The organism is Streptomyces sp. NPDC048331 (assembly GCF_043201215.1).
Classification (GTDB): Bacteria; Actinomycetota; Actinomycetes; order Streptomycetales; family Streptomycetaceae; genus Streptomyces.
Genome location: NZ_JBICYT010000033.1, coordinates 53,366 through 78,075, shown reverse-complemented (window position 1 = coordinate 78,075; position 24,710 = coordinate 53,366). Strand labels below are relative to the sequence as shown.

Below are 24,710 nucleotides of genomic sequence, written 5' to 3'. Positions count from 1 at the left end.
TGCGATGTTCGTCCCTCCGGGCCCCCCTCGGCCCCCCCTCTCGGGGACCCGGGGGGGCCCCCCCCCCCCGCCCCCCCCCCGGGGGGGGCCCCCCCCCCCGGCGGGGGCCCCCCCCCCCCCCGATTCCCTGTGCCGGTGTCAGCCGATGAGTCCGCCGATCAGGCCGGGCTGCTTCGGGGCCGGCGCCCCACCGCCCGTGCTGCTGCCCGCGGAGGAGGAGGGCTGCCTCGGGGCGGAGGACTGCCGAGGGGTGCTGCGCGGGGTCTGCTGCTTGCCGGTGGTGCCGCGTGTCGCGGCCGGCGACTCGGAGCGGGTGCCCGAGGTGCCCTTGGAGGGGCTGCCGGACGCGGTCTTCCCGGACTTCGCGGCGGGCTCGGTCGGGCTCGCCGAGGGCGAGGCGGACTTGCTCGGGGGCTGCGTGGACCGCTGCTGTCCCGGCTTGGGGCCGGTCGAGGTCTGCGGCAGCGGACGGCCCGGCAGGTAGTTGCTGGGCGCCTCGCCCGGCCCGGGGACGGTGACGACGGTGGAGGAGCGGACGGCGCCGCCGAGGAGCGAGCCGACGAGCAGGGTGAGTCCGCACACGACGGTGGCCATGACGGACCCGCGGCGCAGGACGCGCCGCCGCAGCCGCCAGATCTCGGAACGCGGGCCGAGGGTCCGCCAGGCCTCGCCGGCGAGGCGGCCGTCGAGGGAGTAGACCGGGGCGCCCGCGATGATCAGCGGGCTCCAGGCGGCGAGGTAGATGATGTCGGGCGCGTCGTAGGCCGGGACGGTCTTCCAGCTCACCGTCATCAGCAGGGCGGCGGACAGCAGCGCCCCGAAGCAGGCGGCGAACCGCTGCCAGAGACCGAAGACCGTGAGCACGCCGACGATGACCTGGAGGAAGGCCACGCTCAGGCCCGCGCCGACCGGGTGCGCGAGGGCGAAGTCGCGCAGCGGCTCGGCGAGCGCCCAGGGGTTCAGCGTGTGCAGCCAGGTGACCATGGAGCCGCGTTCGCCGCCGTCGAAGTAGACGGGGTCGCAGAGCTTGCCCATGCCGGCGTAGATGGAGATGAAGCCGAGGAAGACGCGCAGCGGGAGCAGCACGACGCCGAGGTTCATCCGGCGGCCGGGATAGTAGGAGGCCTGCCCGCGCGCGTCGGGACCGGCCCGGCGGGAGTCGGCCCCGGGGCCGGAGCCGGGCGGCTCCTGCTGGTAGGGCAGGTCGCGTACGGCGGCCAGCGGGCGGGTCTCGGCGGGATCCCCGTAGCTGCGCTGGCCGATGACGGTCGGCGTGGCGAGGGTGTCCTCGGCGAGGTCGTGGGCCAGGTCGACCCGAGGGATGACCTGGGTGGCGCCGCCGTCGTACTCGTCGTGTCCGCGGACGGCTTGGAGCAGGCCGCCCATGGCGGCGTCGCCGCCGGCGTCGGACTTGCCGCTCCAGACCACGGGGGCCCGGCGGCGGGTGGCCCCGGCGGCCGCCACCACGGCGCCACCCAGAACGGGTGCGCGGCCGGGGGCCTTCGCGGGCTTGGAACGCGCGCTCGGGCTCGGTGCGAGCCGCACGCGGAAGCTGGCGTGGTTGACGATGACCTGTGCGGGGTCGCACGGCACCTTGACCATGCTCAGCGCGGGCTGGTCGTCGAACCCTGACGTTCTGGTGTCCACACTCATCTAACCGAGTGATCAGTGCTTAGGACACTGCCTTGACGTCAGGGATGTGTCCGAGACCCGTCAAGATCAAGCCACCCCGCCCGGAACGGGCGGGGTGACACGCTCACGGGTCATGTTCCGTGAGCCAAGTGGATCAGTCGCGCGGAGCTCAGACGCGGCCGCGGGTGGCGCGGCGGCGGGCCGCCTCGTAGAGCACGACACCGGCGGCGACACCGGCGTTGAGGGACTCGGCGCCGCCCGGCATCGGGATGCGCACGAGGTAGTCGCAGTTCTCGCCGACGAGCCGGCCGAGACCCTTGCCCTCGGAGCCGACGACGATGACGACCGGACCGCCGAGCACCTCCAGGTCCTGCACCTCGTGCTCGCCCTCGGCGGCGAGGCCGACGACGGTGATGCCGGCCTTCTTGTAGTCCTGGAGGGCGCGGGTCAGGTTGGTGACGCGGGAGACCGGGGTGCGGGCGGCGGTACCGGCCGAGGTCTTCCACGCACCGGCGGTCATACCGGCGGCGCGGCGCTCGGGGATGACCACGCCGTGGCCGCCGAAGGCGGAGACGGAGCGGACGATCGCGCCGAGGTTGCGCGGGTCGGTGACGCCGTCGAGGGCGACGATCAGCGGGTCGTCGCCGTCGTCGTACGCGGCCGCCGTCAGGTCCTCGGGGTGCGCGTACTCGTACGGCGGGACCTGGAGGACCAGGCCCTGGTGGTTGAGCCCGTTGGTCATGCGGTCGAGCTCGGGGCGCGGGGCTTCCATCAGGTTGATGTTGCCGCGCTCGCCGGCGAGCTGGAGGGCCTCGCGGACGCGCTCGTCGTTGTCGATGAACTGCTGGACGTAGAGCGTCGTGGCCGGGACGCCGTCGCGCAGCGCCTCGAAGACCGGGTTGCGGCCGACGACCATCTCGCTGGTGCCCTTGGGGCCGCCACGGCGCGGCGCCGGGCGGCGCTTGGCCGCCTGGCGGGCCATGGCGTTGGCGATGCGGTTGGCCTTGTGCTTCTTGCGGTCCTCGGCCTTGGGCGTGGGGCCCTTGCCTTCGAGGCCCTTGCGCCGCTGGCCACCGCTGCCGACCGTCGCGCCCTTCTTGTTGGACGTGCGGCGGTTCCTGCGCTGGCTGTTCCCGGCCATGACTTCTACCTGTTTTCGTTGGTGCTGCGATATGTACGTATGAAGAGTGTGCCGCCCGGAGCGCCGGGCAGCACACCAAGCTCAGCTGCTGGGCTCAGCGGGCGCCGAGCGTCCAGCGCGGACCGGTGGGGCTGTCCTCGATGACCAGCCCGGACTGCTGGAGCTGGTCGCGGATCGCGTCGGCGGTCGCCCAGTCCTTGCGGGCCCGGGCGGACTCGCGCTGCTCCAGGACCAGCCGTACGAGGGTGTCCACGGCGCCGTGGAGCTCCTCACCGCGGTCGGACCCGTTCCCGCCGTCCCAGTGCGGGTCGAGCGGATCCAGGCCGAGGACGCCCAGCATGGCCCGCACCTCGGACAGGCGCGCGATGGCCGCGTCCTTGTCGTCGGCGGCGAGCGCGCTGTTGCCCTGGCGGACGGTGGTGTGGACGATCGCGAGCGCCTGCGGGACACCCAGGTCGTCGTCCATGGCCTCGGCGAAGGCGGGCGGGACCTCGCGCGCCGGCTCGACGGGGCCGCCGGCCTTCTCGATGACCCGCTGGTAGAAGCCCTCGATCCGGGCGAAGGCCGACTCGGCCTCGCGCAGGGCCTCCTCGCTGTACTCGATCATCGACCGGTAGTGCGGGGTGCCGAGGTAGTAGCGCAGGACGATCGGGCGCCACTGCTTGACCATCTCGGAGACGAGGACGGAGTTGCCCAGCGACTTGGACATCTTCTCGCCGGACATGGTGACCCAGGCGTTGTGCACCCAGTACTTGGCGAACTCGTCGCCGAAGGCCTGCGCCTGGGCGATCTCGTTCTCGTGGTGCGGGAAGATCAGGTCGAGCCCGCCGCCGTGGATGTCGAAGGCCTCGCCGAGGTACTTGTGCGCCATGGCGGAGCACTCCAGGTGCCAGCCGGGACGGCCGCGGCCCCAGGGGGTCTCCCAGGAGGGCTCGCCGGGCTTGACGGACTTCCACATGGCGAAGTCGCGCGGGTCGCGCTTGCCGGTCTCGCCGGTGGACTCCGGCTGGCGGATGTTGTCGAGCTCCTGGCGGGAGAGCGAGAGGTAGCCGGGGAAGGACTTCACGTCGAAGTAGACGTTGCCCTCCGACTCGTACGCGTGACCGCGCTCGATGAGGCCGCGCATCATCTCGACCATCTCGGTGACGTGGCCGGTGGCGCGGGGCTCGTAGGTGGGCGGGAGGCAGCCGAGCGCGGTGTAGCCGTCGTTGAAGGCGCGCTCGTTCTCGTAGCCGATGGACCACCACGGGCGACGCTGCTCGGCGGCCTTCGTGATGATCTTGTCGTCGATGTCCGTCACGTTGCGGACGAAGGTGACCTCGTAGCCCCGGTACTCGAACCAGCGGCGCATCATGTCGAAGTTGAGGCCCGACCGGATGTGCCCGATGTGCGGGGCGGCCTGCACCGTGGCGCCGCACAGGTAGATCGAGACACAGCCCGCGGTGAGCGGGGTGAAGTCGCGGATCTGCCGGGCGCTGGTGTCGTACAGGCGAATAGTCACGGCATCCAGGGTAGTGGCCCTGTAGCAGTGCCCCGCGACCCTTTCGGGACCCGGGGCACCTTTGTTGCCGAAGATCTACGGCCGCTACGAGCGATCAGGCCCGGTTCGTCCGGTACACGAGGGCCGTGGCGATCGCGGCGAGCCCTTCGGCGCGGCCGGTGAGTCCCAGCCCGTCGGTGGTGGTGCCGGACACCGAGACGAGGGCGCCGGCGGCGGCCGCGAGCGCCTTCTGCGCCTCTTCGCGCCGCTTGCCGATCTTCGGGCGTACGCCGATCACCTGGACGGCGATGTTGCCGATCTCGAAGCCCTCGGCGCGGACGATGCGGGCCGCCTCCGCCAGAAGGGTGACGCCGGCGGCGCCGGACCATTCGGGGCGGGAGGTGCCGAAGTGCGCGCCGAGGTCACCGACTCCGGCGGCGGAGAAGAGCGCGTCGCACGCGGCGTGGGCGGCGACGTCACCGTCGGAGTGGCCGGCTAGGCCGTCCTCGCCCTCCCAGAGCAGGCCGGCGCACCACAGCTCGCGGCCGGCCTCGAAGGCGTGGACGTCGGTACCGATGCCGACGAGCGGGATCAGCGGCGCGGCGGGAGCGGTGGGAGCGGTGGGAGCGGTGGGATCAGTAGCCATCGTTGGCCCTCCTGCGGGCGAGTACGGCCTCGGCGAGGACCAGGTCGAGCGGACGGGTGACCTTGAAGGCCTCTTCGTGGCCGGGGATCACCACGACGGTGACGCCGAGCCGCTCCACCATTCCGGCGTCGTCGGTGGCACCGTCGCCGGCGACGGCGATCGCGTCGTGCGCCTTCCGGAGGGTGGCGAGGTCGAATCCCTGCGGGGTCTGCACGGCGCGCAGCCGGGCCCGCTCGGGCGTGCCGAGGACCGGCTCGGCCTCGCCGGGCTTGCCGGGCTCGACCTCCTTGACCGTGTCGGCCAGGGGCAGCGCGGGCACCACGGCGGGCGCTCCGTCCCGTACGGCCTCGACGACCGAGTCCACGGTGTCCACGGGGACGAGCGGGCGGGCCGCGTCGTGGATGAGTACGGAGGTGACGTCCGCCGGCAGGGCGTCGAGGCCCGCGCGGACGGAATCCTGGCGGGTGTCCCCGCCGGGAACGACCAGCAGCTCGGTGCGCTCGGGCAGCGCGTGCTCACCCAGCAGCAGGCGCACCTCGGCGGCCTCCGAGGGCGGGGCGACGACCACCACGAGGGAGACCGCCCGGGAGCGGGCCATCGCGCGCACGGCGTGGATGAGCATCGGGGTGCCGCCGAGGGCCCGCAGGGCCTTGGGGGCACCGGGACCGAGGCGTACCCCCCGGCCGGCGGCCGGGATCACCGCGGCGGTGCGGTGGGGACGCGTAACGTCAGACATCAGTAGCTCCGAGCCAGGTTTGTGACTTCGGCCGACATGGGTATGGCCTGAAGGGTGCCGGGTGCGACGCCCCTCGCCCCTTCCGTGACGACCGGTCGAGCAGGCTGCCCGGGCCCGGCACGCCATCGCGATGGTGGCAGTGAGGCAGTAAGGCAAAAGGTACGGATACAGACATGCCGCAGCGCCCGGCAACAGGCCTCTCGAGGAGAGACCTTGTCATCGGGCACCGCGGCAAGCTGCGCACCAAGTTGGTGCACGGGAACTCGCGTCAGGACGCGAGCACCTCGTCGAGGAGGGCCTCGGCCTTGTCCTCGTTCGTGTTCTCAGCGAGCGCGAGCTCGCTCACCAGAATCTGACGTGCCTTCGCGAGCATGCGCTTCTCACCCGCGGACAGCCCGCGCTCACGCTCACGACGCCACAGGTCACGCACCACTTCGGCGACCTTGATGACATCGCCAGAAGCGAGCTTCTCCAGATTTGCCTTGTAGCGCCGGGACCAGTTCGTCGGCTCTTCTGCATACGGTGCACGAAGCACCTCGAAGACCCGGTCCAGCCCGTCCTGGCCGACTACGTCGCGAACGCCGACGAACTCCGCATTGTCCGCAGGCACACGAACCGTCAGGTCGCCCTGGGCGACCTTGAGCACCAAGTAGGTCTTGTCCACGCCTTTGATCTGACGAGTCTCAATGGCCTCGATCAGCGCGGCCCCGTGATGGGGATAGACCACGGTGTCGCCAACCTTGAACGTCATGTGACAGGTACCCCTTCCGTGGCTATCCAGGGTAACACGAGAACTGACCGTTATGAATGGCGTTTTCGCAGGTCAGGGCACATCTCGGGGCTTGACAACAGCAACAGGAACGTGCTGCGGCGGGCTTCCGGAAGGGGGTATTCGCAGGTCGGGGGCGCTGTGCGGACCGGGCGAAAGGGCCACGCTACACCTGCCCGGCACCCCCATCAGTGTGACGTACGTCCCGTTTTGACGGGTTCCGAGTCGAGAAACCGAACTACTCCGTCCGACTGGCGACCACGCTCACCGCGCCGTTCCGGCCCAATGCCGAAATTGATCACGAAGTGGCGTTCGAGGGAATCCGGAAATTGATCAACACGGGCCCGCGCACGATATGCGAGCGCCACAAGATCGGCGCGGTGAACGGCACGGTGGACGGAGCCGCGGAATGCAAGATCGCGGGACGGTCCCAGGGCCGGGGCTGCCCTGCGGAGGGTCGGGTGCGGGGGCGGGGCGGCGGCTCGGTAACCTAAGCGCGCTGACACACCCTTAGAGCGGCTTTACCTCGGCCGTTCCGAGCGCCCACCCGCCCCTTCCGTTCGTCCAAGGAGTTGCCGCCGCCGTGAGCCGCAGCCTTCGACGCGGCGCCCTCGCCGCCACTGCCGTCGTGTTCTCGATCGCCTCGCTGGCCGCGTGCGGTGCGGGCAACGACGCGCAGACCCTCCAGATCAAGCCCGACAACGCCGCCGCCACCAAGGGCGACATCGAGGTCCAGAACGCGCTGGTGATCACCCAGGGCCAGAAGGGCGAGAAGGGCCCCGCGGTCGTCTCGGCGACGCTCTTCAACAACGGCACCGAGGCGGAGACGCTGGACGCCATCACTCTCCCGGGTGGTAAGGGCAAGGTCTCGCTGAAGCCCGCCGGAGGCTCCGGCAAGGTCACCGTGCCGGCCCTCGGCTACGTGGTGATCGGCGGCAAGGGCAATGCCTCCGCCGTGATCGAGGACGGTTCCCTGGCCGCCAGGGACGGCGAGGTCCAGGACGTCGTCTTCCAGCTGAGCAGCACGGGCGGTGTCGAGCTGCAGGCCTTCGTGGTCCCCAACACCGGCGCGTTCGCCCCGTTCGGCCCCACCGCGGCCCCGGCCGCCGTCCCGAGCCCGTCCGGCTCCCCCGCGGGCACGCCGTCGGGATCGCCCTCGGGCTCCCCGTCGGCCGGTGCCACCGGCGCGGCCGCGGGCGCGACCCCGTCCGGCTCCGCCTCGGGCGCCGCCGGCGCCGGTACGCCGTCGGGTTCCCCGTCGCACAGCGCGGGCCACTGACGCCGCCGCGATACGCACAAGGGAAGGGCCCCCATCCGCAGCAGCGGATGGGGGCCCTTCCCGTACGCCCCTGAAGGCCAGGCCCGACCCACGGGCTCGCACGGCGCGGCGCCGGGGGCCGCACGGGCCCCGGAACCGCGCGAGCGCCGCAGGCCTACGGCTCGAACTTGTAGCCCAGGCCACGGACCGTGACCAGATACCGCGGCGCGCCCGGGTCCGGTTCGATCTTGGCTCGCAGGCGCTTGACGTGGACGTCCAGCGTCTTGGTGTCACCGACGTAGTCGGCGCCCCAGACCCGGTCGATGAGCTGCATACGGGTCAGCACGCGGCCCGCGTTGCGCAGCAGCATCTCCAGCAGGTCGAACTCCTTCAGCGGGAGGTCCACCTTGCCCCCGGAGACCGTGACCACGTGGCGGTCGACGTCCATCCGTACGGGGCCGGCCTCCAGCGCCGCCGGGGTGACCTCCTCCGGCTCGCCGCGGCGGCGCAGGACCGCGCGGATGCGGGCGACCAGCTCGCGGGAGGAGAAGGGCTTGGTGACGTAGTCATCTGCTCCTATCTCCAGCCCGACGACCTTGTCGATCTCGCTGTCCTTGGCGGTCACCATGATCACGGGGACGTTGGAGCGGCCGCGCAGCTGCCGGCAGACCTCCGTGCCGGGCAGGCCGGGGAGCATCAGGTCGAGGAGGACGAGGTCGGCGCCGTTGCGCTCGAACTCGTCGAGCCCGTCGGGCCCGGTCGCGGCGATGGCGACCTCGAAGCCCTCCTTGCGGAGCATGTAGGACAGGGCGTCGCTGAAGGATTCCTCATCCTCGACGACGAGCACTCGGGTCACGGAAGGACCTCCGGGGCAGGAATGGCTGGGGCGGTTCTGGGTCAGGCAGGGGTCGGGTGGGTGGCGTGGGCCACCGCCGGGGCCGGGGCGGCCGCTTCAGGGAGTCGCAGGGTGAACGTGGAACCCTGGCCCTCCGAGCTCCATACCGACACCTCCCCGCCGTGCGAGGCCGCCACGTGCTTCACGATCGCAAGGCCGAGGCCGGTTCCTCCCGTGGCTCGGGAGCGGGCCGGGTCCACGCGGTAGAAGCGCTCGAAGATGCGCTCGCGGTCCTTTTCCGGGATGCCGATGCCCTGGTCGGTCACGGCGATCTCGATCAAGTCTCCCCCAGGAGCCGTCACCCTGCGTCCGGCGATGCCGACGCGGGTGCGGGCCGGGCTGTAGTTGACGGCGTTCTCGACCAGATTTCCGAGGGCGGCCGCGAGCTGTCCGCGGTTGCCCCATACGCGCAGGTCGGCGGTGCCGCCCGCGGCCATGGTGATCTGCTTCGAGGACGCGGTGTGGCGGCAGCGGTCGATCGCTTCGGCGACCAGCGTGTCCACGCGTACGGGTTCGGCGTCCTCCAGCGGGTCGTCGTTCTGCACCCGGGAGAGGTCGATGAGCTCCTGCACGAGGTTGATGAGCCGGGTGGACTCGATCTGCATGCGGCCGGCGAAGCGGCTGACCGCCTCGGGGTCGTCCGCGGCGTCCATGACGGCCTCGGACAGCAGGGAGATCGCCCCGACCGGGGTCTTCAGCTCGTGCGACACGTTGGCGACGAAGTCGCGGCGTACGGCCTCGATGCGGCGGGCCTCGGTGAGGTCCTCGACCAGGAGGAGCACCAGGCGGGAGCCGAGCGGGGCCACGCGCGCCGAGACCGCGAGGGCCTCGCCGCGGCCGGTGCCGCGCCGGGGCAGGTCCAGCTCGACCTGGCGTATCTCCCCGTCGCGGCGGGTGTCGCGGGCCATGTGGAGCATGGGTTCCACGGCGAGCTTGCCGCCGCGGACCAGGCCGAGGGCGTACGCCGCCGAGCTGGCCTTGACCACCGCGTCGCCCTCGTCCAGTACGACCGCCGAGGAGCGCAGCACGGAGAGGACGGTGTCCACGCCGGGCGGCAGCACCGCGTTGATGTCGGGGCGCATGGAGCTCCGGGTGGGGCGGGCCTGGTCGCGCTCGCTCCAGCGGAACGCCAGCATCGCGATCACACCGGTGCAAAGACCGGCGATCGCTGCAGCTGCGGCGACCGCCGCGTTCACGTCCATGGATCCAGGTTAAGCAGGCGCGACGACACTTCCACAGCCGTTCGGGTGGCACCTCGAACAGTCGTCGCCCAGAGTTCACCCTGGCGATGGGGTTGATTCACTTGTGGTGCCGGAGTCGGACGCGTTTGCGGCTCACCGTGGCACCGTGGGGCCGCCGGTAGCCCCGGCCCGCCCCCGGGCAGTACCGCAGTAGTAGGTCGAGAGAGGGACACGAGACATGCGCGACGCGTACCACGAGGAACTGGACTCGATCGGAGAAGGCCTGGTCGAGATGGCCCGGCTCGTCGGCTCCGCGATCGGACGGGCCACGACGTCCATGCTCGACGCCGACCTGAAGCTCGCCGAGAGCGTGATCGCCGCCGACCAGAAGGTCGACGACCTCCAGCACGACCTGGAGGCGCGCGCCATCGCCCTGCTGGCCCGCCAGCAGCCGGTCGCCACGGACCTGCGCATCGTCGTGACCTCCCTGCGGATGAGCGCCGACCTGGAGCGCAGCGGCGACCTCGCCCAGCACGTGGCGAAGCTGGCCCGGCTGCGCTTCCCGGACCGGGCCGTGCCGCGGGACCTGCACGCCACCATCCTGGAGATGGGGCAGCTGGCGCAGCGTCTGATGGCGAAGGCCGCCGAGGTGATCATCACGAAGGACGTCGACCTCGCGCTGCAGCTGGAGCAGGACGACGACGAGATGGACCAGCTGCACCGCACGCTGTTCCAGCACCTGATGGACGACCGCTGGAAGCACGGCATCGAGACGGCCGTGGACGTGACCCTGCTGGGCCGCTACTACGAGCGCTTCGCGGACCACGCGGTGTCGGTGGCCAAGCGTGTGGTCTACCTGGTGACGGGTGAGCACGCGGACGACCTCCAGCAGCCGACCCAGGTCGAGGGGGTCTGACCCGCCGGCGTCGGAAGCGGGGAGTCCGGACGGGGGTGTCCGGACCGGGGGCCACGCCGAGCCCCAATGCGCCGTTGACGCGCCGGTACCGCTGGGCATGAATGAGGGCGAGGGCGGTCGTCGTACGAAGTCCCGTATGCCGCGGGGCACCGCCCCTGCGAGGAGGAACCATGCCCGATTCCCCCGTTCCCATCACCCCGGAGCAGGAGCAGCCCCCGAGGCCGGAGCCGCTGCGGCTACCGCTGCTCGCGGCCTGCGGCTGCGGCTCCGGCTGCGGCTGCGGCTGCCAGTCCGGCGCCCCCTGCCAGTGCGGCGGCTGACGGCCTCCGCCGGCCGCACGCGAAGACGGGCCCCGTCCGAGTTCCCTCGGCCGGGGCCTTTCGCGCGCGTCCGCCGGCTATCTCAGGAGCCGGTCGCGGATGAGGTCCATGACCTCGGCGCGGGTGCGGGCACCGTGGTCGACGTGGATGAAGTGCTCGCCGATCCGCAGCGAGTAGGCGAGCAGGCTGCGGACCTCGACGTCGTCCTCGTCGGTGCAGATGGCGCGGAACAGCGAACGCAGGTATTCCATGCGCCGGTTGTCGGTACGTCGCACCCGCCGGGCGACGTCCTCGTCGCGTCGGGCCCAGTCGCGGATGGCGAGGTCGGCGGTGGTGCCCCTGACCGGCCCGTCGGCGGACGAGGCGATCGCGAACAGCCGCTCCAGCCTGGCCCGCGCGTCTCCGCCGCCGCTCTCGACCTGCTCGATCACGGCCTCGGCGACCTCGTGTTCCCAGGTGTCGAGCATCTCGGTGAGCAGCGCGCCCCGGCTGCCGAAGTACCCGTAGAAGCCGCCCTTGCTGACGCCGAGTGCCTGCGCCAGCGCCTCGACGCGGACGGCTTCAGGGCCGCCGGCGGCGAGGGCCCGCAGTCCTTCCTCGATCCACTTTCCGCGTGGTGTGCGGGTCGCGCCCATGCTGTGCTCCTCCTCACGCGGCCCCTGTCTATACGGTGGCGTATAGACGAGTGCTAGCCTCGATCTATACGCCATCGTATAGATAGGGGCCGACCGATGAGACTCCCCAAGACCGCGTTCACTTCCCGACCCTGGCGGATCCACGAGATCGCCGGCGACTTCCGGGTCGAGGACGTGTGGGCGCTGCCGACCCCGGGTGGGCCCGACGACCTCCACCGCCTGGTACGCCAGTTCGCGGAGGGCACGGGGGATCCGGTCCCCTCCCCCGTGGCGCGCGTCCTCTTCGCGGTCCGCCGCGGGCTGGGCAAGCTGTTCGGCTGGGACCGGCCCGACGGTGGCCTCGGCACCCGGGTCCCCACCCTGCGCGACCGCCTGCCGGCCGACCTGCGCGAGGGTGAACGGGGCCCGGACCTGCGGTCGGCCCCGTTCACCTCGATCTTCCAGACCCACGACGAGTGGGCGGCGGAGTCCGCGAACCGGACCGTGCACGGGGTGCTCCACATCGGCTGGGTCGCGGACGGAAACGGCGGCCACCACGGCCAGATGACCGTCCTGGTGAAACCGAACGGCCGCCTCGGCGCCCTCTACATGCTGGGCATCAAGCCCTTCCGCCACCTCGGGGTCTACCCGGCCCTGCTGCGCTCGATCGGCCGCGAATGGAACGAGAAGCCGTGAGCCGAGGTCGATCGACGCCACGGGCCGACCGTCGTCCCCGAGCCGCCGTCCGGCCCGCCGGCCCGGCCCGACGCCGCACCGCACCGCACCGCACCGCACCGCCAACAAAAATGCCTCCCACCTGCGCCGTACGCGCAGGTGGAAGGCATGATCACAAAGGTTACTTCTTCTTGCCCTGGTTCTTGACGGCCTCGATGGCGGCCGCCGCGGCGTCCGGGTCGAGGTAGGTGCCGCCCGGGGTCAGGGGCTTGAAGTCGGCGTCCAGTTCGTAGACGAGCGGGATGCCGGTCGGGATGTTCAGGCCCGTGATGTCGGCGTCCGAGATGCCGTCCAGGTGCTTGACCAGACCGCGCAGGGAGTTGCCGTGCGCGGCGACCAGGACCGTGCGGCCGGCCAGCAGGTCCGGGACGATGCCGTCGTACCAGTACGGCAGCATGCGCTCGACGACGTCCTTGAGGCACTCCGTGCGCGGACGCAGCTCGTTCGGGATCGACGCGTAGCGCGGGTCCTCGGACTGCGAGAACTCCGTACCGTCCTCCAGCACGGGCGGCGGGGTGTCGTACGAGCGGCGCCACAGCATGAACTGCTCCTCGCCGAACTCCGCGAGGGTCTGCGCCTTGTCCTTGCCCTGGAGCGCACCGTAGTGGCGCTCGTTCAGGCGCCAGGAGCGGTGCACCGGGATCCAGTGACGGTCCGCGGCCTCCAGCGCGAGCTGCGCCGTGCGGATGGCGCGCTTCTGCAGCGAGGTGTGCAGCACGTCGGGCAGCAGGCCGGCGTCCTTGAGCAGCTCACCGCCCCGGACCGCCTCCTTCTCGCCCTTCTCGGTGAGGTTGACGTCCACCCAGCCGGTGAACAGGTTCTTCGCGTTCCAGTCGCTCTCGCCGTGGCGGAGGAGGATCAGCTTGTACGGTGCGTCGGCCATGCGTACGAGCCTAGTGGACGCCCGGGGGCGCCCGCGCGCGGTGCCGGGTCCCGACGGATTGACGGTGCGCGTCAATCGAGTGGCGCCCGGAAGCCTGCCGCTCGTAATGTGCACGGCGTACGAGTGATACTTACGCCGCCGGGGGGATCCCTTATGTCCGCTGCCCGTTTCAGACAGGCCGCCCGGGAGAGCGTCGCCGGACTGCCCGCGGCCTTCTGGTGGCTCTGGACGAGCACTCTGGTGAACCGGCTCGGGGCCTTCGTCGCCACCTTCATGACCTTGTACCTGACCTTGGACCGGGGCTACTCGGCCTCCTTCGCGGGGCTCGTGGTCGCCCTCCACGGGCTCGGCGGTGTGATGTCCTCCCTGGTCGCCGGTGTGCTGACCGACCGGCTCGGGCGCCGGCCCACGCTGCTGGCGGCCCAGGCGTCGACCGCCTTCTCGGTGGCGCTGCTCGGCTTCATGGAACACCCGGCGGCGATCGCGGCCGTGGCCCTGCTGGTCGGTATGACCTCGAACGCCTCCCGGCCGGCGGTCGCGGCGATGATGGCGGACATCGTCCGTCCCGAGGACCGCGTACGCGCCTTCGCGCTCAACTACTGGGCCATCAACCTCGGCTTCGGCGTCAGCGCGGCGGCGGCGGGACTGATCGCGGAGTACAGCTACTTGGCCGGCTTCCTCGGCGAGGCCGCGCTGACCTTGGCCTGTGCGGTGCTGGTCTTCGTCAAGCTGCCCGAGTCCCGGCCCGAGGGTGGGCCCACCGGTGCGGGGAAGGGGACCGGCGCGGAGCCCGCGATCGGGCTCGGGACGGTGTTGCGGGACGGCCGGTTCATGGGCGTGGTCGGCCTGTCGTTCCTGATCTCGCTGATCTTCACCCAGGGCTCGGTCGGCCTGCCGGTCGCGATGGGCGCGGCGGGCTTCTCGCCCGGGGACTACGGGCTGGTCGTCGCCGTGAACGGGTTCCTGATCGTGCTGCTCCAGATCCCGGTCACGGCCTTCATCGAGCACCGCGACCCGCAGAAGCTGCTGGTGATCTCGGCGCTGCTGGCGGGATACGGCTTCGCGCTGACGGCCTTCGCCGGGCCGCTGTGGGCGTACGCGCTGACGGTGTGCGTGTGGACCCTGGCCGAGATCGTGAACTCGCCGACCCAGATGGGTCTGGTCGTGCGGCTCTCGCCGGTCCACGGGCGCGGCCGCTACCAGGGGGTCTACAACCTGTCCTGGGCGGTGGCCTCGCTGGTCGCGCCGCTGATGGCGGGCTTCGTGATCGACCGGTACGGGGCGGACCGGCTGTGGGCGGCCACCGGTGTCCTGGGCACGGTGGCGGCGGCCGGCTACTGGCTGCTGATGCGCAGGCTCCCCGAGGGTGACGCGGGTGTCACCGTCACCGTCGCCGCCGGGTCCCCGCGTACGGACGAGGCCGAGGTGGCGGGCGAGGCCCCGGTGGAGGCGAAGCCCGCGGCGGCGGCCGGGGTGGCGTAACCACCGGGCGCCGCCGGCCGGACGCCGCCCGACCGGCGGCGGGCCGGGGCCGGGCCGGGGTCAGGAAGGCCGCGTCAGGTGCTTGAACGCGTCGAGGTTGAAGGTCGGCTCGCCGCGCGAGACCCGCCACTCGTACTCGCGCCGGATCGCGCTCGCGAAGCCCAGCTCCAGCAGCGTGTTGAAGGAGCCGTCCGCCGCCTCCAGGACCGTGCCGAGCAGCCGGTCCAGTTCCTCCGGGTCGACGACCGACAGCGGGAGCCGGGCCGTCAGGTAGATGTCGCCGAGGCGGTCCACCGCGTACGCCATGCCGTAGAGCTTGAGGTTGCGCTCCAGCAGCCAGCGGTGGACGCCCGCCTCGTTCTCGTCGGGGTGGCGGATCACGAAGGCGTTGATCGACAGCGAGTGCCGGCCGACCCGGATCGAGCAGGTGGTGCTCAGCTTGCGGGTGCCGGGCAGCTGGACGACGTACGTCCCCGGATCGGGGCTCTCCCAGCTCAGCTCCGCGGCGGTGAGGGCGCTCTCGATGATCTCGGCGGTGTCAGCCATGGTGGGAGCGTACGCGACGGCGATGATCATGCATGGCCGCGGTGTAGACGTCGGCCGTGCCGCTCGCCGCGGTGTCCCAGCCGAAGAACTGCGCGTGCCGCGCCGCCTCGGTGCCCATCCGGTCCGCGAGCCCGGGCTCGTCCACGAAGCGCCGCAGCTCCCGCGCGTAGTCCACCGGGTCGTGCCCGGGTACGAGGATCCCCGTGACCCCGTCGTTGACGGCGACGGGCAGCCCACCGACCTCGGCGGCGAGCACCGGCGTACCGGCGGCCTGCGCCTCTATCGCGACGAGCCCGAAGGACTCGTTGTAGGACGGCATGACCAGCACCGACGCCGCCCGGAACCAGTCCGCGAGCCCGTCCTGCGCGACCGGCGGGTGGAAGTGGACGAGGTCGGCGATGCCGAGCTTCGCGGCGAGCTTCTGCAGGCCCTCCGGCTTGGCGAGGCCGCTGCCGCTGGGCCCGCCGACGACGGGGACGAAAAGACGGCGGCGCAGCGACGGGTCCTGGTCGACCATGACGGCGACGGCGCGCAGCAGGATGTCGGGGGCCTTCAGCGGCTGGATCCGCCCGGCGAACAGGGGGATGACGGCGTCGCTCGGGAGGCCGAGGCGGGCGCGGGCCGCGGCCCGGCCGTCGCCGACCGTGAAGCGGTCGAGGTTCACGCCGGGGTGGACGACCGCCACCTTGGCGGGGTCGGCCTCGTAGTGGCGGACGAGTTCGTCGGCCTCCTCCGCGGTGTTCGCGATGAGCCGGTCGGCGGCGGCCACGATCTGCGTCTCTCCTATGACGCGGGCGGCGGGCTCGGGCGTGTCCCCCTCGGCGAGCGCCGCGTTCTTGACCTTCGCCATGGTGTGCATGGCGTGCACGAGCGGGACGCCCCAGCGTTCGGCGGCGAGCCAGCCCACATGGCCGGAAAGCCAGTAGTGGGAGTGGACGAGGTCGTAGTAGCCGGGGCGGTGGCCGGCCCAGGCCTGCATGACGCCGTGGGTGAAGGCGCACAGCTGGGCCGGGAGCTCCTCCTTGGCGAGGCCTTCGTAGGGGCCCGCGTCCACGTGCCGTACCAGGACGCCGGGGGCCAGGTCGACCGCGGGCGGCAGGCCGCCGGTGGTGGCCCGGGTGAAGATCTCGACCTCGATGTTGATGGCGGCGAGCCGTTTGGCCAGCTCCACGATGTAGACGTTCATGCCCCCCGCGTCGCCGGTGCCGGGCTGGTGCAGCGGAGAGGTGTGCACGCTGAGCATGGCCACGCGGCGCGGCCTTCGGTGGTGTCCGACGGCCGGCAGGCGCAGCCGGGGCGGCTCGTGGCGGGTGGCACGGGCGGCGGCGAGGCGGCCACTGAGGCGGGACACGTACTGGCTCAAGGGACCAGTCCTCTCGGCTCGGACGGCGCGCGCCCGACGCTCGGACGGCATGACGAACGACATGCCGGACGGCATGACGGCGAGGGCGCGGAAGACGCCCTGCAAGGAGTGCAACCCGGATGGCCGTCCCCCGCATTCCGGGGTGTCCGGTTTTCCTGGAGGTTTCCTCGTATTCGGTGGTGCGTAGCGGGATTTTCTTGGTGTGCGGGCCCTCCGCTTACCCTCGGCTCATGGCCTCCCGCAGTACCCCGCCCTCCAGCCGCGCGCCCGGCCGCCCTGTGGGCTCGGTGACGCGCGGGACGACCAATCCGAACCGGTTGCGCCGGATGGACCGCTGGATCGCGGCCACCCACGGGCCCGCGCTGCGCCGCGCGGAGGCGCCGGTCGCGGTGGACCTGGGCTACGGGGCCGCGCCGTGGACGGCGGTCGAACTGCTGGCGCGGCTGCGGGACGCGGCGCCGCGGGTGCGGGTGGTCGGCATCGAGATCGAACCGGCGCGGGTGGCGGGAGCGAAGCCGTACGAGCGGGAGGGGCTGAGCTTCCGGCACGGCGGTTTCGAGGTTCCGCTGGACGGCGGGGCGCGGCCCGCGCTGATCCGCGCGGCGAACGTTTTGCGCCAATACGACGAGGAGCAGGTCGCCGAGGTCTGGGCGCGGCTGTGCGGGCGGCTGGCCCCGGACGGGCTGCTGGTGGAGGGCACCTGCGACGAGATCGGGCGGCGGCACGTGTGGGTGGCACTGGGCCCGGAGGGGGCGCGCACGGTGACGTTCGCGACCCGGTTGGGCTCCCTGGAGCGCCCCTCGGACCTCGCGGAGCGGCTCCCGAAGGCGCTGATCCACCGGAACGTGCCCGGTGAGCCGGTGCACGCGTTCCTGCGCGACTTCGACCGGGCGTGGGCGGCGGCGGCCCCGTACGCGGCCTACGGGGCACGGCAGCGCTGGATCCGGACGGCGCGGGACCTGTCCGCCGACTGGCCGTTGGTGGACGGGCCCCGGCGGTGGCGGCAGGGGGAACTGACGTTGCCCTGGGAGGCGTTGCGCCCGGTGGGGTGAACGCGGCGCATGGGGGAACCAGGGGTGGGGGTGGCCCGTTGGACCGTGCGGGGCCGGAAATGGCGTCCGTCGGGTGGGACAAGATCGCATCGCCACCCACAAGGGTGTTGCAATTCATCGACTCGTGGCACCATCCCGATGGCAGCGCGAAGTTACTGATGAATAGTCAGATCTGAGACGGGGTCTGACTCGGGTGCCTGGGGGGACCATGGGAGCCGCAAGGCAAAGGCGAGGCGCAAGCTCTCTCGTGCTGCTGTGCACGATGGCGATACTGACGGCGCCGGGCCTCGCGACGGGCATCGCGTACGCGGCTCCGGCCACACCCGCCGCGCCCGCCGCACCGGCGGCTCCGGCCGCGCCGCTCCCCGAGCCGGGTGGCAAGTCCCTGGAGCAGGTCCGCAAGGAGATCGAGGAGCTGTACCGGCAGGCGGGCACCGCCACCGACGCCTACAACCTCGCCGAGGCCGAGACCAAGGCCCAGTCGGACAAGATCGTCGAGATCGCCAACCTTGTCGTCGCAGGCAAGGAGAAGATCACCAACCTGAAGAACCGGGCGGGCGCCGCCGCCCGCGCCCAGTACCGCTCGGGCGGGATGCCTCCGGGCGCGCAGCTGGCACTGAGCGACGACCCGAACCACTACCTCGACGGGGCGGGCCGGCTGCGCCAGGGCGAGAAGGCCGCCTCGGACATGCTCTCCGAACTTGACCGGACGCAGGCCGACTTGGAGCGCTACGCCCAGGAGGCGAGCGAGCGCTGGGCCATCCTGGAGGCCAACCGGGTCAAGTCGGAGGAGTCCAAGAAGCAGGTCGAGGAGAAGATCAAGGCCGCGGAGGAGCTGGAGAGCAAGCTCGAGGCCGAGGAGAAGGCCCGACTGATCCAGCTGGAACAGGAAGCCCAGTACAAGGCGCAGACGGCGTGGCTGTCGACGGGCGCGATGAAGGACGTCAACGGCGCGGCGACCGAAGCGGGCAAGCGGGCCGTGCAGTTCGCCACCGCCCAGATCGGCAAGCCGTACAAATGGGGCGCCGTGGGTCCGTCCTCGTTCGACTGCTCGGGGCTGACCTCCCAGGCCTGGCTGGCGGCGGGCCGGGGCATCCCGCGCACCTCGCAGGAGCAGCTGCGACTGCTGCCGAAGGTCGCGCTGAAGGACATGCGCCCGGGTGACCTGATCATCTACTTCGACGACGCGACCCACGTCGGCATGTACGTCGGCGACGGCGCGATGGTCCACGCCCCGCGCCCCGGCCGGAACGTGACCCTGGCGGGCGCGGGCTCGATGCCGATCAAGGCAGTGGTCCGCCCCGACGCGTAGCCCCCGCGGCGTAGCCCGGACGCGTACCCCCGGCGTGGCCCGGCGACGTGGGGATCTTCGGCCGGGTGGGTGGGATCGGGTGACGCAGGCAACCCGGCGGGCCTCGAACACGTCTCGATGGACGGGACGGAACACGGCCCCGCCGTGACCTTTGTCATCCAGTGAGGCCGATTTTCCCCCGCGATAACCGCATATGACGCAGGCCCTCGCCAAGAACGGCATTCCGTTTGTCGGGCAGGGACCGCTAGGGTCTGCCGGACGAGCGCACCCTCGGGGGGAGGGAAGGAACCGGAGACGATGCCCGTACCCGTACCGCGGCAGAGGGACACCTCGGCCACGGAGAGCGGTCAGGCCGTTCTGCACACCGCCGCCCCGGCCGTAGCCGCCACGGGCGTCGCGCAAGCGACCCCTCGGACGACCGCCCTCCAGACGACCACCCCGCACACGGCCCCGCTGACCCTCCTGGTCATCGAGGACGACCCGGCCGGCGGTCTCACCCTCCCCGAGATCCTCGACGCGGACGGCCACCGCATCCGGCTCCGCACCGCGCGCAACCTCACCGAGGCCGAGCGGCTGCTCACACCCGACGTGCACTGCATCCTCCTCGACCTGTCCCTCCCGGACGCCAGCGCCCGTACGCCCGGCGCGACGGCCAACGGCTCGGCCATCGGTACGGCCAACGGCTCGGTCAACGGAACGGCGGGCACGGGAACGGGGGCCGGCACCGACACCGCCACCGCCGTGGACCGGCTGGTCGCCCTCCGCCAGGTGCTGCGCATCGCCCCGCGCCACGCCGTCCTCGTCCTGACCGACGAGGACGACGTCGAGCGCGCCGCCGAAGCCGTCCGGGTCGGCGCCCAGGACTTCCTGTTCCGCGACGAGCTGGACGGCCGCCTGCTGAGCCGCGCCATCCGCTACGCCGTGGAGAGAAAACGGGCGGACATCGCCCAGTACAAGCTCGCAGAATCGAAACTGCGCGCCCAGGAGAACGCCCGGCTGGAACGCGGCCTGCTCCCCACGCCCCTCCTGGAGGGCTCCGACCTCCGCTTCGCCGCCCGCTACCGCCCCGGCCGCAGCCGGGCCCTGCTCGGCGGTGACTTCTACGACACCGTCCGCACTCCCGACGGCACGGTCCACGCCATGATCGGCGACGTCTGCGGCCACGGGCCCGACGAGGCCGCGCTCGGCGTCGAGCTCCGCATCGCCTGGCGCGCCCTGACCCTGGCCGGCCTCTGCGGCGACGACCTGCTGGCCACCCTCCAGGAGGTCCTGGAGGTGGAGCGGCCGTGCGAGGAGATATTCGCGACGCTGTGCACGGTCGACATCGCCCCGGACGGCCGCCGCGCCGGTCTGTGCCTGGCCGGCCACCCGGCTCCGCTGATATCCCGGCCGGGCCGCCGCGCGCGGCTGCTCCCGTACGAGAACAGCGGTCCGGCCCTCGGGCTGCTGCCCCGGGCCCGCTGGCCGCGCCGCCAGGTGGAGCTCGGCGGCACCTGGAGCCTGATGCTCTACACCGACGGCCTGATCGAGGGCCACATCGGCGAGGGCAAGGAACGTCTGGGCCAGGACGGCATGGTCGACATGATCAACCGCCACCTGGACCGCGGTCTGAGCGGTGAGGGCCTGCTGGAGGCCTCCGTCACCGAGGCCCGCCGCCTCAACGGCGGCGAGCTGACCGACGACGTGGCCGTGGTCCTGCTCTCCCGCGCCGAGGGCTGAGCCCGCCGGACGCAGGCGCCGGTCGCCGGACGCAGGCGCCGATGCCGGGCGCCGGGCGGGACGCCGGACGCCGGACGCGACGCCGCTAGCGTCCGCCGTTGTAGGGCCCGTACGGCCCGTCACTGCTGCTGCCGCCGCGCCGGCCGCCACCGCCCGAGACCTGCTTGAGGGCCGGGCGTACGTCGACGAAGAACACGATGGTCGCGACGAGACCGGCGATCTGCAGGAACAGCATCCCCAGCAGGAAGTCCACGGCCACGGTGACACCGAGGATGACCAGCCAGAAGGTCTTGCTCTGCTTGTCGGCCGCCCGGTACGCGTCCTCGCGCGCCACCAGGGCGATCACGAAGGCCACGACGGCGAGCGCCAGCATGACGTACCCGAGGAACGGGATCACGCCCCGATCGAACCCATCGATCAACATCGCTTCGACCGCCTTCTCGACTTCTGCTTCGCTCTTCCGATGCCACCCGACTCCACGCTACCGGCACAGGTGCCTTCATGAACCACAACGGGCCGGGCACCTGAAGGGTGCCCGGCCCGCCGTCACTCATGCGGTTCCGCTTCAGCTCGCGTCGTCCGCCGTGACCGTGGCCTTCTTGGCCGTGCTCTTGCGCGCGACGGGCTTCTTCGCGGCGGGCTTCTCGTCGGCGGCGGCCTCGGCGACCGGCTCCGACACCGGCTCCGCCTCCGCCTCGGGCTCGACCGCCACGGCGATGTCGACGATCTCGGCGGAGACGTCGCCCCGCCAGGTCCGCACGGCCTGCTCGCCGTGCACGGCGACCTTGTCGTACGTCTCCTTGGCGCGCACCGCGTACTCGGCGGCCACGCCGACACCGCGCAGCGCGAGGTCCTGGGCGGTCTCCCCGAGCTTCTTCGGGTCGATCGCGCCGAGCACCTCGTTGAACTTGGCGGTGACCGCCTCCTGCACAGCCTTCGGGTCCGTGTTCTTCACGGCCTCGATGCGCGCGGGGGCCTCGGCGCGCAGCTGCTCGAACAGGTCGGGCACCTTCTTGGCCTGCTGCACGGCCAGGTCGGCGGTGCCGGCGGCGAAGTAGAGGGGAGTGGGGTCGGTGAGGGTCTTCTTCAGGTCATCGGCGATGGCCATGTGCTGGTCCTCCCGGATCAACTTCAGTTCGTCTTCGACGGCATCTCGTCGGCGGGCGTGTCGAGCGCGTTCTCCTTGCGGAACGACTCGTAGATCTGGAGCAGCACCTGCTTCTGCCGCTCGTTGATGGACGGGTCGGCGAGTATGACGGCTCGCGTCTCCACCTCGTCCGGGTCCCGCTCATCCAGGATCCCGGCCTGCACGTACAGCGTTTCCGCGGAGATCCGCAGCGCCTTGGCCAGCTGCTGAAGGATGTCCGCGCTCGGCTTGCGCAGCCCGCGCTCGATCTGGCTCAGGTACGGATTCGACACCCCCGCCTGCTCCGCCAGCTGCCGCAGCGAAAGCTGGGCCTGCCGGCGCTGCTCACGGAGGTACTCGCCGAGATTTCCGACGTTGAGCGATGCCATGCTGTGATCCTGCCCGACTCTGCTAACTATTGCAAGCGTCCTGCTTGCAACAGCTCCCATCTGGTGTCGTCCCGAGGAGCGGCGATGTCGGTGTGCTCTGCCAGGGTGTGCACCGTGGACGAACTGGTGGAGCGTGTCGACGATGAGGATCGTGTGCTGGGGGTGGTGGTCGGCCGCCGGCAGGCCGTCCAGGAGGGTTGGCTCCACCGGGTCGCCGTGACGCTGTGCCGTGACGAGCGCGGGCGGATCCTCGTTCACCGGCGGTCGGAGCAGCTGTCGCGCTTCCCCGGCCTCCACGAGGTCGTGGTGGGGGGCGCGGTGGAGGTCGGTGAGTCCTACGAACAGGCCGCCGCGCGGGAGTTGGCCGAGGAGCTGGGCGTTCGTGTGCTGCCGCGCCTGCTGTTCACGTTCCTCAACCGCAGCGGTCTGAGCCCTCACTGGCTCGGCGTGCACGAGGCCGTGGTGCCGGACACGGTGACCGCCGATCCTGATGAGGTCGCCTGGCACGGCCGGCTGACCGAGCCGGAGCTGCGGTCGGCCCTGCGGGAGTGGCGCTTCACCCCCGACAGCCACGAGGCGTTCAGCCGGTATCTCGCGTTCCGCACCGCGCGGCCTTGACGACCGGGGCGGCGACGTCGGAGCCGCCCTGCGGGTGCCGATACTCCGTGGACCCGGTCGGGCCGGCGCCGCAGGATGGGGCGCATGAGTCAGCCGTCCGTCGCCCCCGCCCTGCCCGCCCCGCACCGGGTGGAGTTCCTGCACCTCCCCCATCCCGGCTACCCGCACCTCACCGCCTGGGGCATCCGCGTCGACGGCACCGACCTGCGCGTGCTCGTCGCGGAGGCGACGCGCGCGCTCTGGGATCCGGAACTCGACGACGACGAAACCCCACAGGAGCGCGACGAGTTCCTGCGGAACCAGCACGCCCCGCTGCACCTGGACGACGACCCCGACGGCGCCCGGGCCCGGGCGCACTTCCTCGGCGACTCGCCCCCGGAGCTCCGCGACCGCGACACCGGGGCCCTGTGCCTCATGGGCTGCCCCTGCGGGATCGACGCCTGCTGGCCCCTGCTCGCCATGGTCCACGCCACGAAGAGGGAGGTCACCTGGTCCGGCCTCTACCAGATCCACCGGCCGCAGTGGGGCGAACTCCCCCTGGGCCCGTACGTCTTCTCGCGCCCCGCCTACGAAGCGGCCCTGGCCGCACCGGTCCCGCTCACCGAGGACCCGCTCGCCGAGGACCCGCTCGGGCAGGCCTAGGCCGAGAGCCGTACCTCCGCCAGGTAGGGGCCGGTCGGGGAGGCGGCCCGCGGCAGCGTCACACCGGGGTACGGGACCGGCCCGAGGGCCTCCAGCACCTCGGCGGCCGGGTACCCGAACAGGTCGACGTCACGCAGGACCACCGGGACGGCGGACGGCCCGGCCGGCCCCGGCCCGTACCGGCAGAGATGGACGGCCGCGAGACCGTACCGGTCGTGGCCGGTGCGGCCGAGGCGGTCCGGGCAGTCCCCGTAGGCCAGCAGCTCCAGGCCCTCGTAGCGCGCGGTGAAGGCCCAGCCCGTACCGCAGACCCACGCCTCGCGCACGTCCGCCAGGGTCGCGACGGCCCACCGGGCCTCCCGCTCGGACCCGCCGAACCGCAGCACGCCGGCGCCCCGCGGCAGGGCCAGGCCCGTGCCCGGCAGCACCTCGAACGCCACGGCGTCAGGCGGTGCCGATGACCACCGTCGCGTACAGCTCCTCCGAGGTCACCGCCCGCACCGCGAGACCCGCCGAGGTCAGGGCCGAGGCCGTCGACGGGGACTGGCGGGCGCTCGTCTCGATCAGCAGGTGCCCACCCGGGGCCAGCCAGGGCATCGCGCCCGCCGCCACCCGACGGTGGACGTCCAGGCCGTCGGACCCGCCGTCCAGCGAGACCAGCGGCTCGTGGTCCCGCGCCTCCGACGGCATGAGGACGATCTCCTCCGTCGGCACGTACGGGGCGTTGACCACCAGCACGTCCACCCGGCCGCGCAATGAGGACGGGAGTGCCTCGTACAGGTCGCCCTCCCACACCCGGCCGCCGTACGGGGCCACGTTGCGCCGCGCGTACACGAGCGCCGCCGGGTCGATGTCGGCCGCGTGCAGCTCGGCGCCGCCCGGCAGCCCCGCGGCCACCGCCGCGCCCAGGGCGCCGACCCCGCAGCACAGGTCCAGCACCACCGCGCCCGGCCGGGCCAGTGCCACCGCCTCCCCCACCAGGAACTCGGTGCGCCGGCGCGGTACGAAGGCGCCCGCGCCGACCTCCATGCGCAGTCCGCAGAACTCCGCCCAGCCGACGACGTGTTCCAACGGTTCGCCGCCCACCCGGCGGGCCAGCAGCTCCGCCAGGTGGTCCGCGTCGGTGGCGGCGCCGGTCAGGAGCTCCGCCTCCTCCTCCGCGAAGACGCAGCCCGCCGCGCGCAGGGATTCCACAAGTGACGTCAAGAGTTCGGTCCTCGGTTCTCAGTGCTCGGTGCTCGGTTCTCGGTCATCG

The 24,710-nt window shown here is 72.1% G+C and carries 27 protein-coding genes; 10 read left to right on the top strand and 17 right to left on the bottom strand.

Annotated features, from left to right (window positions below):
• Positions 1–138 precede the first annotated feature (138 nt).
• The 6 genes from ACGFYY_RS33360 to ACGFYY_RS33335 form a co-directional block, all read right to left on the bottom strand.
• Complete coding sequence (locus tag ACGFYY_RS33360) at positions 139–1,653, bottom strand: DoxX family membrane protein (RefSeq protein ID WP_393715171.1); 1,515 nt, start codon at positions 1,651–1,653, stop codon at positions 139–141.
• A 148-nt stretch (positions 1,654–1,801) separates the two neighbouring features.
• The gene (gene rlmB, locus ACGFYY_RS33355) at positions 1,802–2,773 is read right to left on the bottom strand and encodes a 23S rRNA (guanosine(2251)-2'-O)-methyltransferase RlmB (protein WP_365271792.1); all 972 of its coding nucleotides are present in this window, start codon (positions 2,771–2,773) and stop codon (positions 1,802–1,804) included.
• Between the two features lie 94 nt (positions 2,774–2,867).
• The gene (cysS, locus tag ACGFYY_RS33350) at positions 2,868–4,274 is read right to left on the bottom strand and encodes a cysteine--tRNA ligase (RefSeq protein ID WP_393715169.1); all 1,407 of its coding nucleotides are present in this window, start codon (positions 4,272–4,274) and stop codon (positions 2,868–2,870) included.
• A gap of 94 nt (positions 4,275–4,368) precedes the next feature.
• Positions 4,369–4,899: a 2-C-methyl-D-erythritol 2,4-cyclodiphosphate synthase gene (gene ispF, locus ACGFYY_RS33345; RefSeq protein ID WP_393715167.1), complete on the bottom strand. Its 531-nt coding sequence runs from the start codon at positions 4,897–4,899 to the stop codon at positions 4,369–4,371.
• Positions 4,889–5,635: a 2-C-methyl-D-erythritol 4-phosphate cytidylyltransferase gene (ispD, locus tag ACGFYY_RS33340; protein ID WP_393715165.1), complete on the bottom strand. Its 747-nt coding sequence runs from the start codon at positions 5,633–5,635 to the stop codon at positions 4,889–4,891. Before ispD ends, ispF begins: the two co-directional genes overlap by 11 nt.
• Before the next feature lie 268 nt (positions 5,636–5,903).
• Entirely contained in the window at positions 5,904–6,386 is a 483-nt protein-coding gene (locus tag ACGFYY_RS33335; protein WP_003953493.1) for a CarD family transcriptional regulator, read from the bottom strand.
• Positions 6,387–6,987: 601 nt separating this feature from the next.
• On the opposite strand from ACGFYY_RS33335, the gene ACGFYY_RS33330 reads away from it, so the two are divergent.
• Positions 6,988–7,683: a DUF461 domain-containing protein gene (locus ACGFYY_RS33330; protein ID WP_393715163.1), complete on the top strand. Its 696-nt coding sequence runs from the start codon at positions 6,988–6,990 to the stop codon at positions 7,681–7,683.
• A 154-nt stretch (positions 7,684–7,837) separates the two neighbouring features.
• Here the strand turns inward: ACGFYY_RS33330 and ACGFYY_RS33325 are convergent, their stop codons facing one another.
• Together ACGFYY_RS33325 and ACGFYY_RS33320 are read right to left on the bottom strand one after the other, a co-directional pair.
• Positions 7,838–8,518 (bottom strand): response regulator transcription factor, encoded by a 681-nt coding sequence (locus ACGFYY_RS33325; RefSeq protein WP_030009598.1) that lies wholly within the window; start codon positions 8,516–8,518, stop codon positions 7,838–7,840.
• 41 nt (positions 8,519–8,559) lie between these two features.
• Positions 8,560–9,759, bottom strand: coding sequence for a sensor histidine kinase (locus ACGFYY_RS33320; RefSeq protein ID WP_393715161.1), 1,200 nt, complete (start codon positions 9,757–9,759; stop codon positions 8,560–8,562).
• A gap of 217 nt (positions 9,760–9,976) precedes the next feature.
• Between ACGFYY_RS33320 and phoU the strand changes: the two genes are divergently transcribed.
• Both phoU and ACGFYY_RS33310 read left to right on the top strand, forming a co-directional pair.
• Positions 9,977–10,654 (top strand): phosphate signaling complex protein PhoU, encoded by a 678-nt coding sequence (gene phoU, locus ACGFYY_RS33315; protein ID WP_030009600.1) that lies wholly within the window; start codon positions 9,977–9,979, stop codon positions 10,652–10,654.
• 170 nt (positions 10,655–10,824) lie between these two features.
• Positions 10,825–10,974 (top strand): hypothetical protein, encoded by a 150-nt coding sequence (locus ACGFYY_RS33310; RefSeq protein WP_167344738.1) that lies wholly within the window; start codon positions 10,825–10,827, stop codon positions 10,972–10,974.
• Positions 10,975–11,051: 77 nt separating this feature from the next.
• Here the strand turns inward: ACGFYY_RS33310 and ACGFYY_RS33305 are convergent, their stop codons facing one another.
• Complete coding sequence (locus ACGFYY_RS33305) at positions 11,052–11,609, bottom strand: TetR family transcriptional regulator (RefSeq protein WP_393715158.1); 558 nt, start codon at positions 11,607–11,609, stop codon at positions 11,052–11,054.
• A gap of 96 nt (positions 11,610–11,705) precedes the next feature.
• On the opposite strand from ACGFYY_RS33305, the gene ACGFYY_RS33300 reads away from it, so the two are divergent.
• Positions 11,706–12,284 (top strand): DUF2867 domain-containing protein, encoded by a 579-nt coding sequence (locus ACGFYY_RS33300; protein WP_393715156.1) that lies wholly within the window; start codon positions 11,706–11,708, stop codon positions 12,282–12,284.
• Positions 12,285–12,444: 160 nt separating this feature from the next.
• Here the strand turns inward: ACGFYY_RS33300 and ACGFYY_RS33295 are convergent, their stop codons facing one another.
• Positions 12,445–13,206 (bottom strand): phosphoglyceromutase, encoded by a 762-nt coding sequence (locus ACGFYY_RS33295; protein ID WP_052875662.1) that lies wholly within the window; start codon positions 13,204–13,206, stop codon positions 12,445–12,447.
• Positions 13,207–13,359: 153 nt separating this feature from the next.
• Between ACGFYY_RS33295 and ACGFYY_RS33290 the strand changes: the two genes are divergently transcribed.
• Entirely contained in the window at positions 13,360–14,688 is a 1,329-nt protein-coding gene (locus ACGFYY_RS33290) for an MDR family MFS transporter (protein ID WP_393715154.1), read from the top strand.
• 60 nt (positions 14,689–14,748) lie between these two features.
• Here ACGFYY_RS33290 and ACGFYY_RS33285 read toward each other — a convergent pair whose 3' ends face one another.
• Together ACGFYY_RS33285 and mshA are read right to left on the bottom strand one after the other, a co-directional pair.
• A complete protein-coding gene (locus ACGFYY_RS33285; protein WP_365271767.1) occupies positions 14,749–15,234 on the bottom strand; it encodes a YbjN domain-containing protein in 486 nt (161 codons plus the stop codon).
• Complete coding sequence (gene mshA, locus ACGFYY_RS33280) at positions 15,227–16,597, bottom strand: D-inositol-3-phosphate glycosyltransferase (RefSeq protein ID WP_393715152.1); 1,371 nt, start codon at positions 16,595–16,597, stop codon at positions 15,227–15,229. Before mshA ends, ACGFYY_RS33285 begins: the two co-directional genes overlap by 8 nt.
• 230 nt (positions 16,598–16,827) lie before the next feature.
• On the opposite strand from mshA, the gene ACGFYY_RS33275 reads away from it, so the two are divergent.
• The 3 genes from ACGFYY_RS33275 (at position 16,828) to ACGFYY_RS33265 (ending at position 20,680) form a co-directional block, all read left to right on the top strand.
• Complete coding sequence (locus ACGFYY_RS33275; RefSeq protein ID WP_393715150.1) at positions 16,828–17,649, top strand: class I SAM-dependent methyltransferase; 822 nt, start codon at positions 16,828–16,830, stop codon at positions 17,647–17,649.
• A gap of 262 nt (positions 17,650–17,911) precedes the next feature.
• Positions 17,912–18,961 carry an NlpC/P60 family protein gene (locus ACGFYY_RS33270; RefSeq protein ID WP_393715148.1) on the top strand — a complete coding sequence of 350 codons (1,050 nt, stop codon included), beginning with the start codon at positions 17,912–17,914 and terminating at the stop codon, positions 18,959–18,961.
• Between the two features lie 297 nt (positions 18,962–19,258).
• On the top strand, positions 19,259–20,680 hold the full coding sequence (locus ACGFYY_RS33265; RefSeq protein ID WP_393715146.1) for a PP2C family protein-serine/threonine phosphatase: 1,422 nt from the start codon (positions 19,259–19,261) through the stop codon (positions 20,678–20,680).
• 85 nt (positions 20,681–20,765) lie between these two features.
• Here the strand turns inward: ACGFYY_RS33265 and ACGFYY_RS33260 are convergent, their stop codons facing one another.
• The 3 genes from ACGFYY_RS33260 to ACGFYY_RS33250 form a co-directional block, all read right to left on the bottom strand.
• The gene (locus tag ACGFYY_RS33260; protein ID WP_030768091.1) at positions 20,766–21,104 is read right to left on the bottom strand and encodes a DUF2516 family protein; all 339 of its coding nucleotides are present in this window, start codon (positions 21,102–21,104) and stop codon (positions 20,766–20,768) included.
• Between the two features lie 141 nt (positions 21,105–21,245).
• Complete coding sequence (locus ACGFYY_RS33255) at positions 21,246–21,788, bottom strand: hypothetical protein (RefSeq protein WP_393715143.1); 543 nt, start codon at positions 21,786–21,788, stop codon at positions 21,246–21,248.
• A 23-nt stretch (positions 21,789–21,811) separates the two neighbouring features.
• On the bottom strand, positions 21,812–22,195 hold the full coding sequence (locus tag ACGFYY_RS33250; protein ID WP_030728460.1) for a helix-turn-helix domain-containing protein: 384 nt from the start codon (positions 22,193–22,195) through the stop codon (positions 21,812–21,814).
• Positions 22,196–22,279: 84 nt separating this feature from the next.
• Between ACGFYY_RS33250 and ACGFYY_RS33245 the strand changes: the two genes are divergently transcribed.
• Both ACGFYY_RS33245 and ACGFYY_RS33240 read left to right on the top strand, forming a co-directional pair.
• Positions 22,280–22,813 (top strand): NUDIX domain-containing protein, encoded by a 534-nt coding sequence (locus ACGFYY_RS33245; RefSeq protein WP_393715141.1) that lies wholly within the window; start codon positions 22,280–22,282, stop codon positions 22,811–22,813.
• Positions 22,814–22,897: 84 nt separating this feature from the next.
• Complete coding sequence (locus ACGFYY_RS33240) at positions 22,898–23,455, top strand: hypothetical protein (protein ID WP_393715139.1); 558 nt, start codon at positions 22,898–22,900, stop codon at positions 23,453–23,455.
• Here the strand turns inward: ACGFYY_RS33240 and ACGFYY_RS33235 are convergent.
• Together ACGFYY_RS33235 and ACGFYY_RS33230 are read right to left on the bottom strand one after the other, a co-directional pair.
• Positions 23,452–23,895, bottom strand: coding sequence for a hypothetical protein (locus ACGFYY_RS33235; RefSeq protein ID WP_393715137.1), 444 nt, complete (start codon positions 23,893–23,895; stop codon positions 23,452–23,454). The two genes, ACGFYY_RS33240 and ACGFYY_RS33235, sit on opposite strands and share 4 nt — an antisense overlap.
• Positions 23,896–23,899: 4 nt before the next feature.
• Entirely contained in the window at positions 23,900–24,661 is a 762-nt protein-coding gene (locus tag ACGFYY_RS33230; protein ID WP_393715135.1) for a putative protein N(5)-glutamine methyltransferase, read from the bottom strand.
• Positions 24,662–24,710 lie beyond the last annotated feature (49 nt).

Bases quoted from the DNA above. Each gene is read 5' to 3' on its own strand.
- ACGFYY_RS33360 (WP_393715171.1), bottom strand. From the start codon at position 1,653: ATGAGTGTGGACACCAGAACGTCAGGGTTCGACGACCAGCCCGCGCTG.
- rlmB (WP_365271792.1), bottom strand. From the start codon at position 2,773: ATGGCCGGGAACAGCCAGCGCAGGAACCGCCGCACGTCCAACAAGAAG.
- ispF (WP_393715167.1), bottom strand. From the start codon at position 4,899: ATGGCTACTGATCCCACCGCTCCCACCGCTCCCACCGCTCCCGCCGCG.
- ispD (WP_393715165.1), bottom strand. From the start codon at position 5,635: ATGTCTGACGTTACGCGTCCCCACCGCACCGCCGCGGTGATCCCGGCC.
- ACGFYY_RS33335 (WP_003953493.1), bottom strand. From the start codon at position 6,386: ATGACGTTCAAGGTTGGCGACACCGTGGTCTATCCCCATCACGGGGCC.
- ACGFYY_RS33320 (WP_393715161.1), bottom strand. From the start codon at position 9,759: ATGGACGTGAACGCGGCGGTCGCCGCAGCTGCAGCGATCGCCGGTCTT.
- phoU (WP_030009600.1), top strand. From the start codon at position 9,977: ATGCGCGACGCGTACCACGAGGAACTGGACTCGATCGGAGAAGGCCTG.
- ACGFYY_RS33310 (WP_167344738.1), top strand. From the start codon at position 10,825: ATGCCCGATTCCCCCGTTCCCATCACCCCGGAGCAGGAGCAGCCCCCG.
- ACGFYY_RS33305 (WP_393715158.1), bottom strand. From the start codon at position 11,609: ATGGGCGCGACCCGCACACCACGCGGAAAGTGGATCGAGGAAGGACTG.
- ACGFYY_RS33300 (WP_393715156.1), top strand. From the start codon at position 11,706: ATGAGACTCCCCAAGACCGCGTTCACTTCCCGACCCTGGCGGATCCAC.
- ACGFYY_RS33295 (WP_052875662.1), bottom strand. From the start codon at position 13,206: ATGGCCGACGCACCGTACAAGCTGATCCTCCTCCGCCACGGCGAGAGC.
- ACGFYY_RS33290 (WP_393715154.1), top strand. From the start codon at position 13,360: ATGTCCGCTGCCCGTTTCAGACAGGCCGCCCGGGAGAGCGTCGCCGGA.
- ACGFYY_RS33285 (WP_365271767.1), bottom strand. From the start codon at position 15,234: ATGGCTGACACCGCCGAGATCATCGAGAGCGCCCTCACCGCCGCGGAG.
- ACGFYY_RS33275 (WP_393715150.1), top strand. From the start codon at position 16,828: ATGGCCTCCCGCAGTACCCCGCCCTCCAGCCGCGCGCCCGGCCGCCCT.
- ACGFYY_RS33270 (WP_393715148.1), top strand. From the start codon at position 17,912: ATGGCGATACTGACGGCGCCGGGCCTCGCGACGGGCATCGCGTACGCG.
- ACGFYY_RS33265 (WP_393715146.1), top strand. From the start codon at position 19,259: ATGCCCGTACCCGTACCGCGGCAGAGGGACACCTCGGCCACGGAGAGC.
- ACGFYY_RS33260 (WP_030768091.1), bottom strand. From the start codon at position 21,104: ATGTTGATCGATGGGTTCGATCGGGGCGTGATCCCGTTCCTCGGGTAC.
- ACGFYY_RS33255 (WP_393715143.1), bottom strand. From the start codon at position 21,788: ATGGCCATCGCCGATGACCTGAAGAAGACCCTCACCGACCCCACTCCC.
- ACGFYY_RS33250 (WP_030728460.1), bottom strand. From the start codon at position 22,195: ATGGCATCGCTCAACGTCGGAAATCTCGGCGAGTACCTCCGTGAGCAG.
- ACGFYY_RS33245 (WP_393715141.1), top strand. From the start codon at position 22,280: ATGTCGGTGTGCTCTGCCAGGGTGTGCACCGTGGACGAACTGGTGGAG.
- ACGFYY_RS33240 (WP_393715139.1), top strand. From the start codon at position 22,898: ATGAGTCAGCCGTCCGTCGCCCCCGCCCTGCCCGCCCCGCACCGGGTG.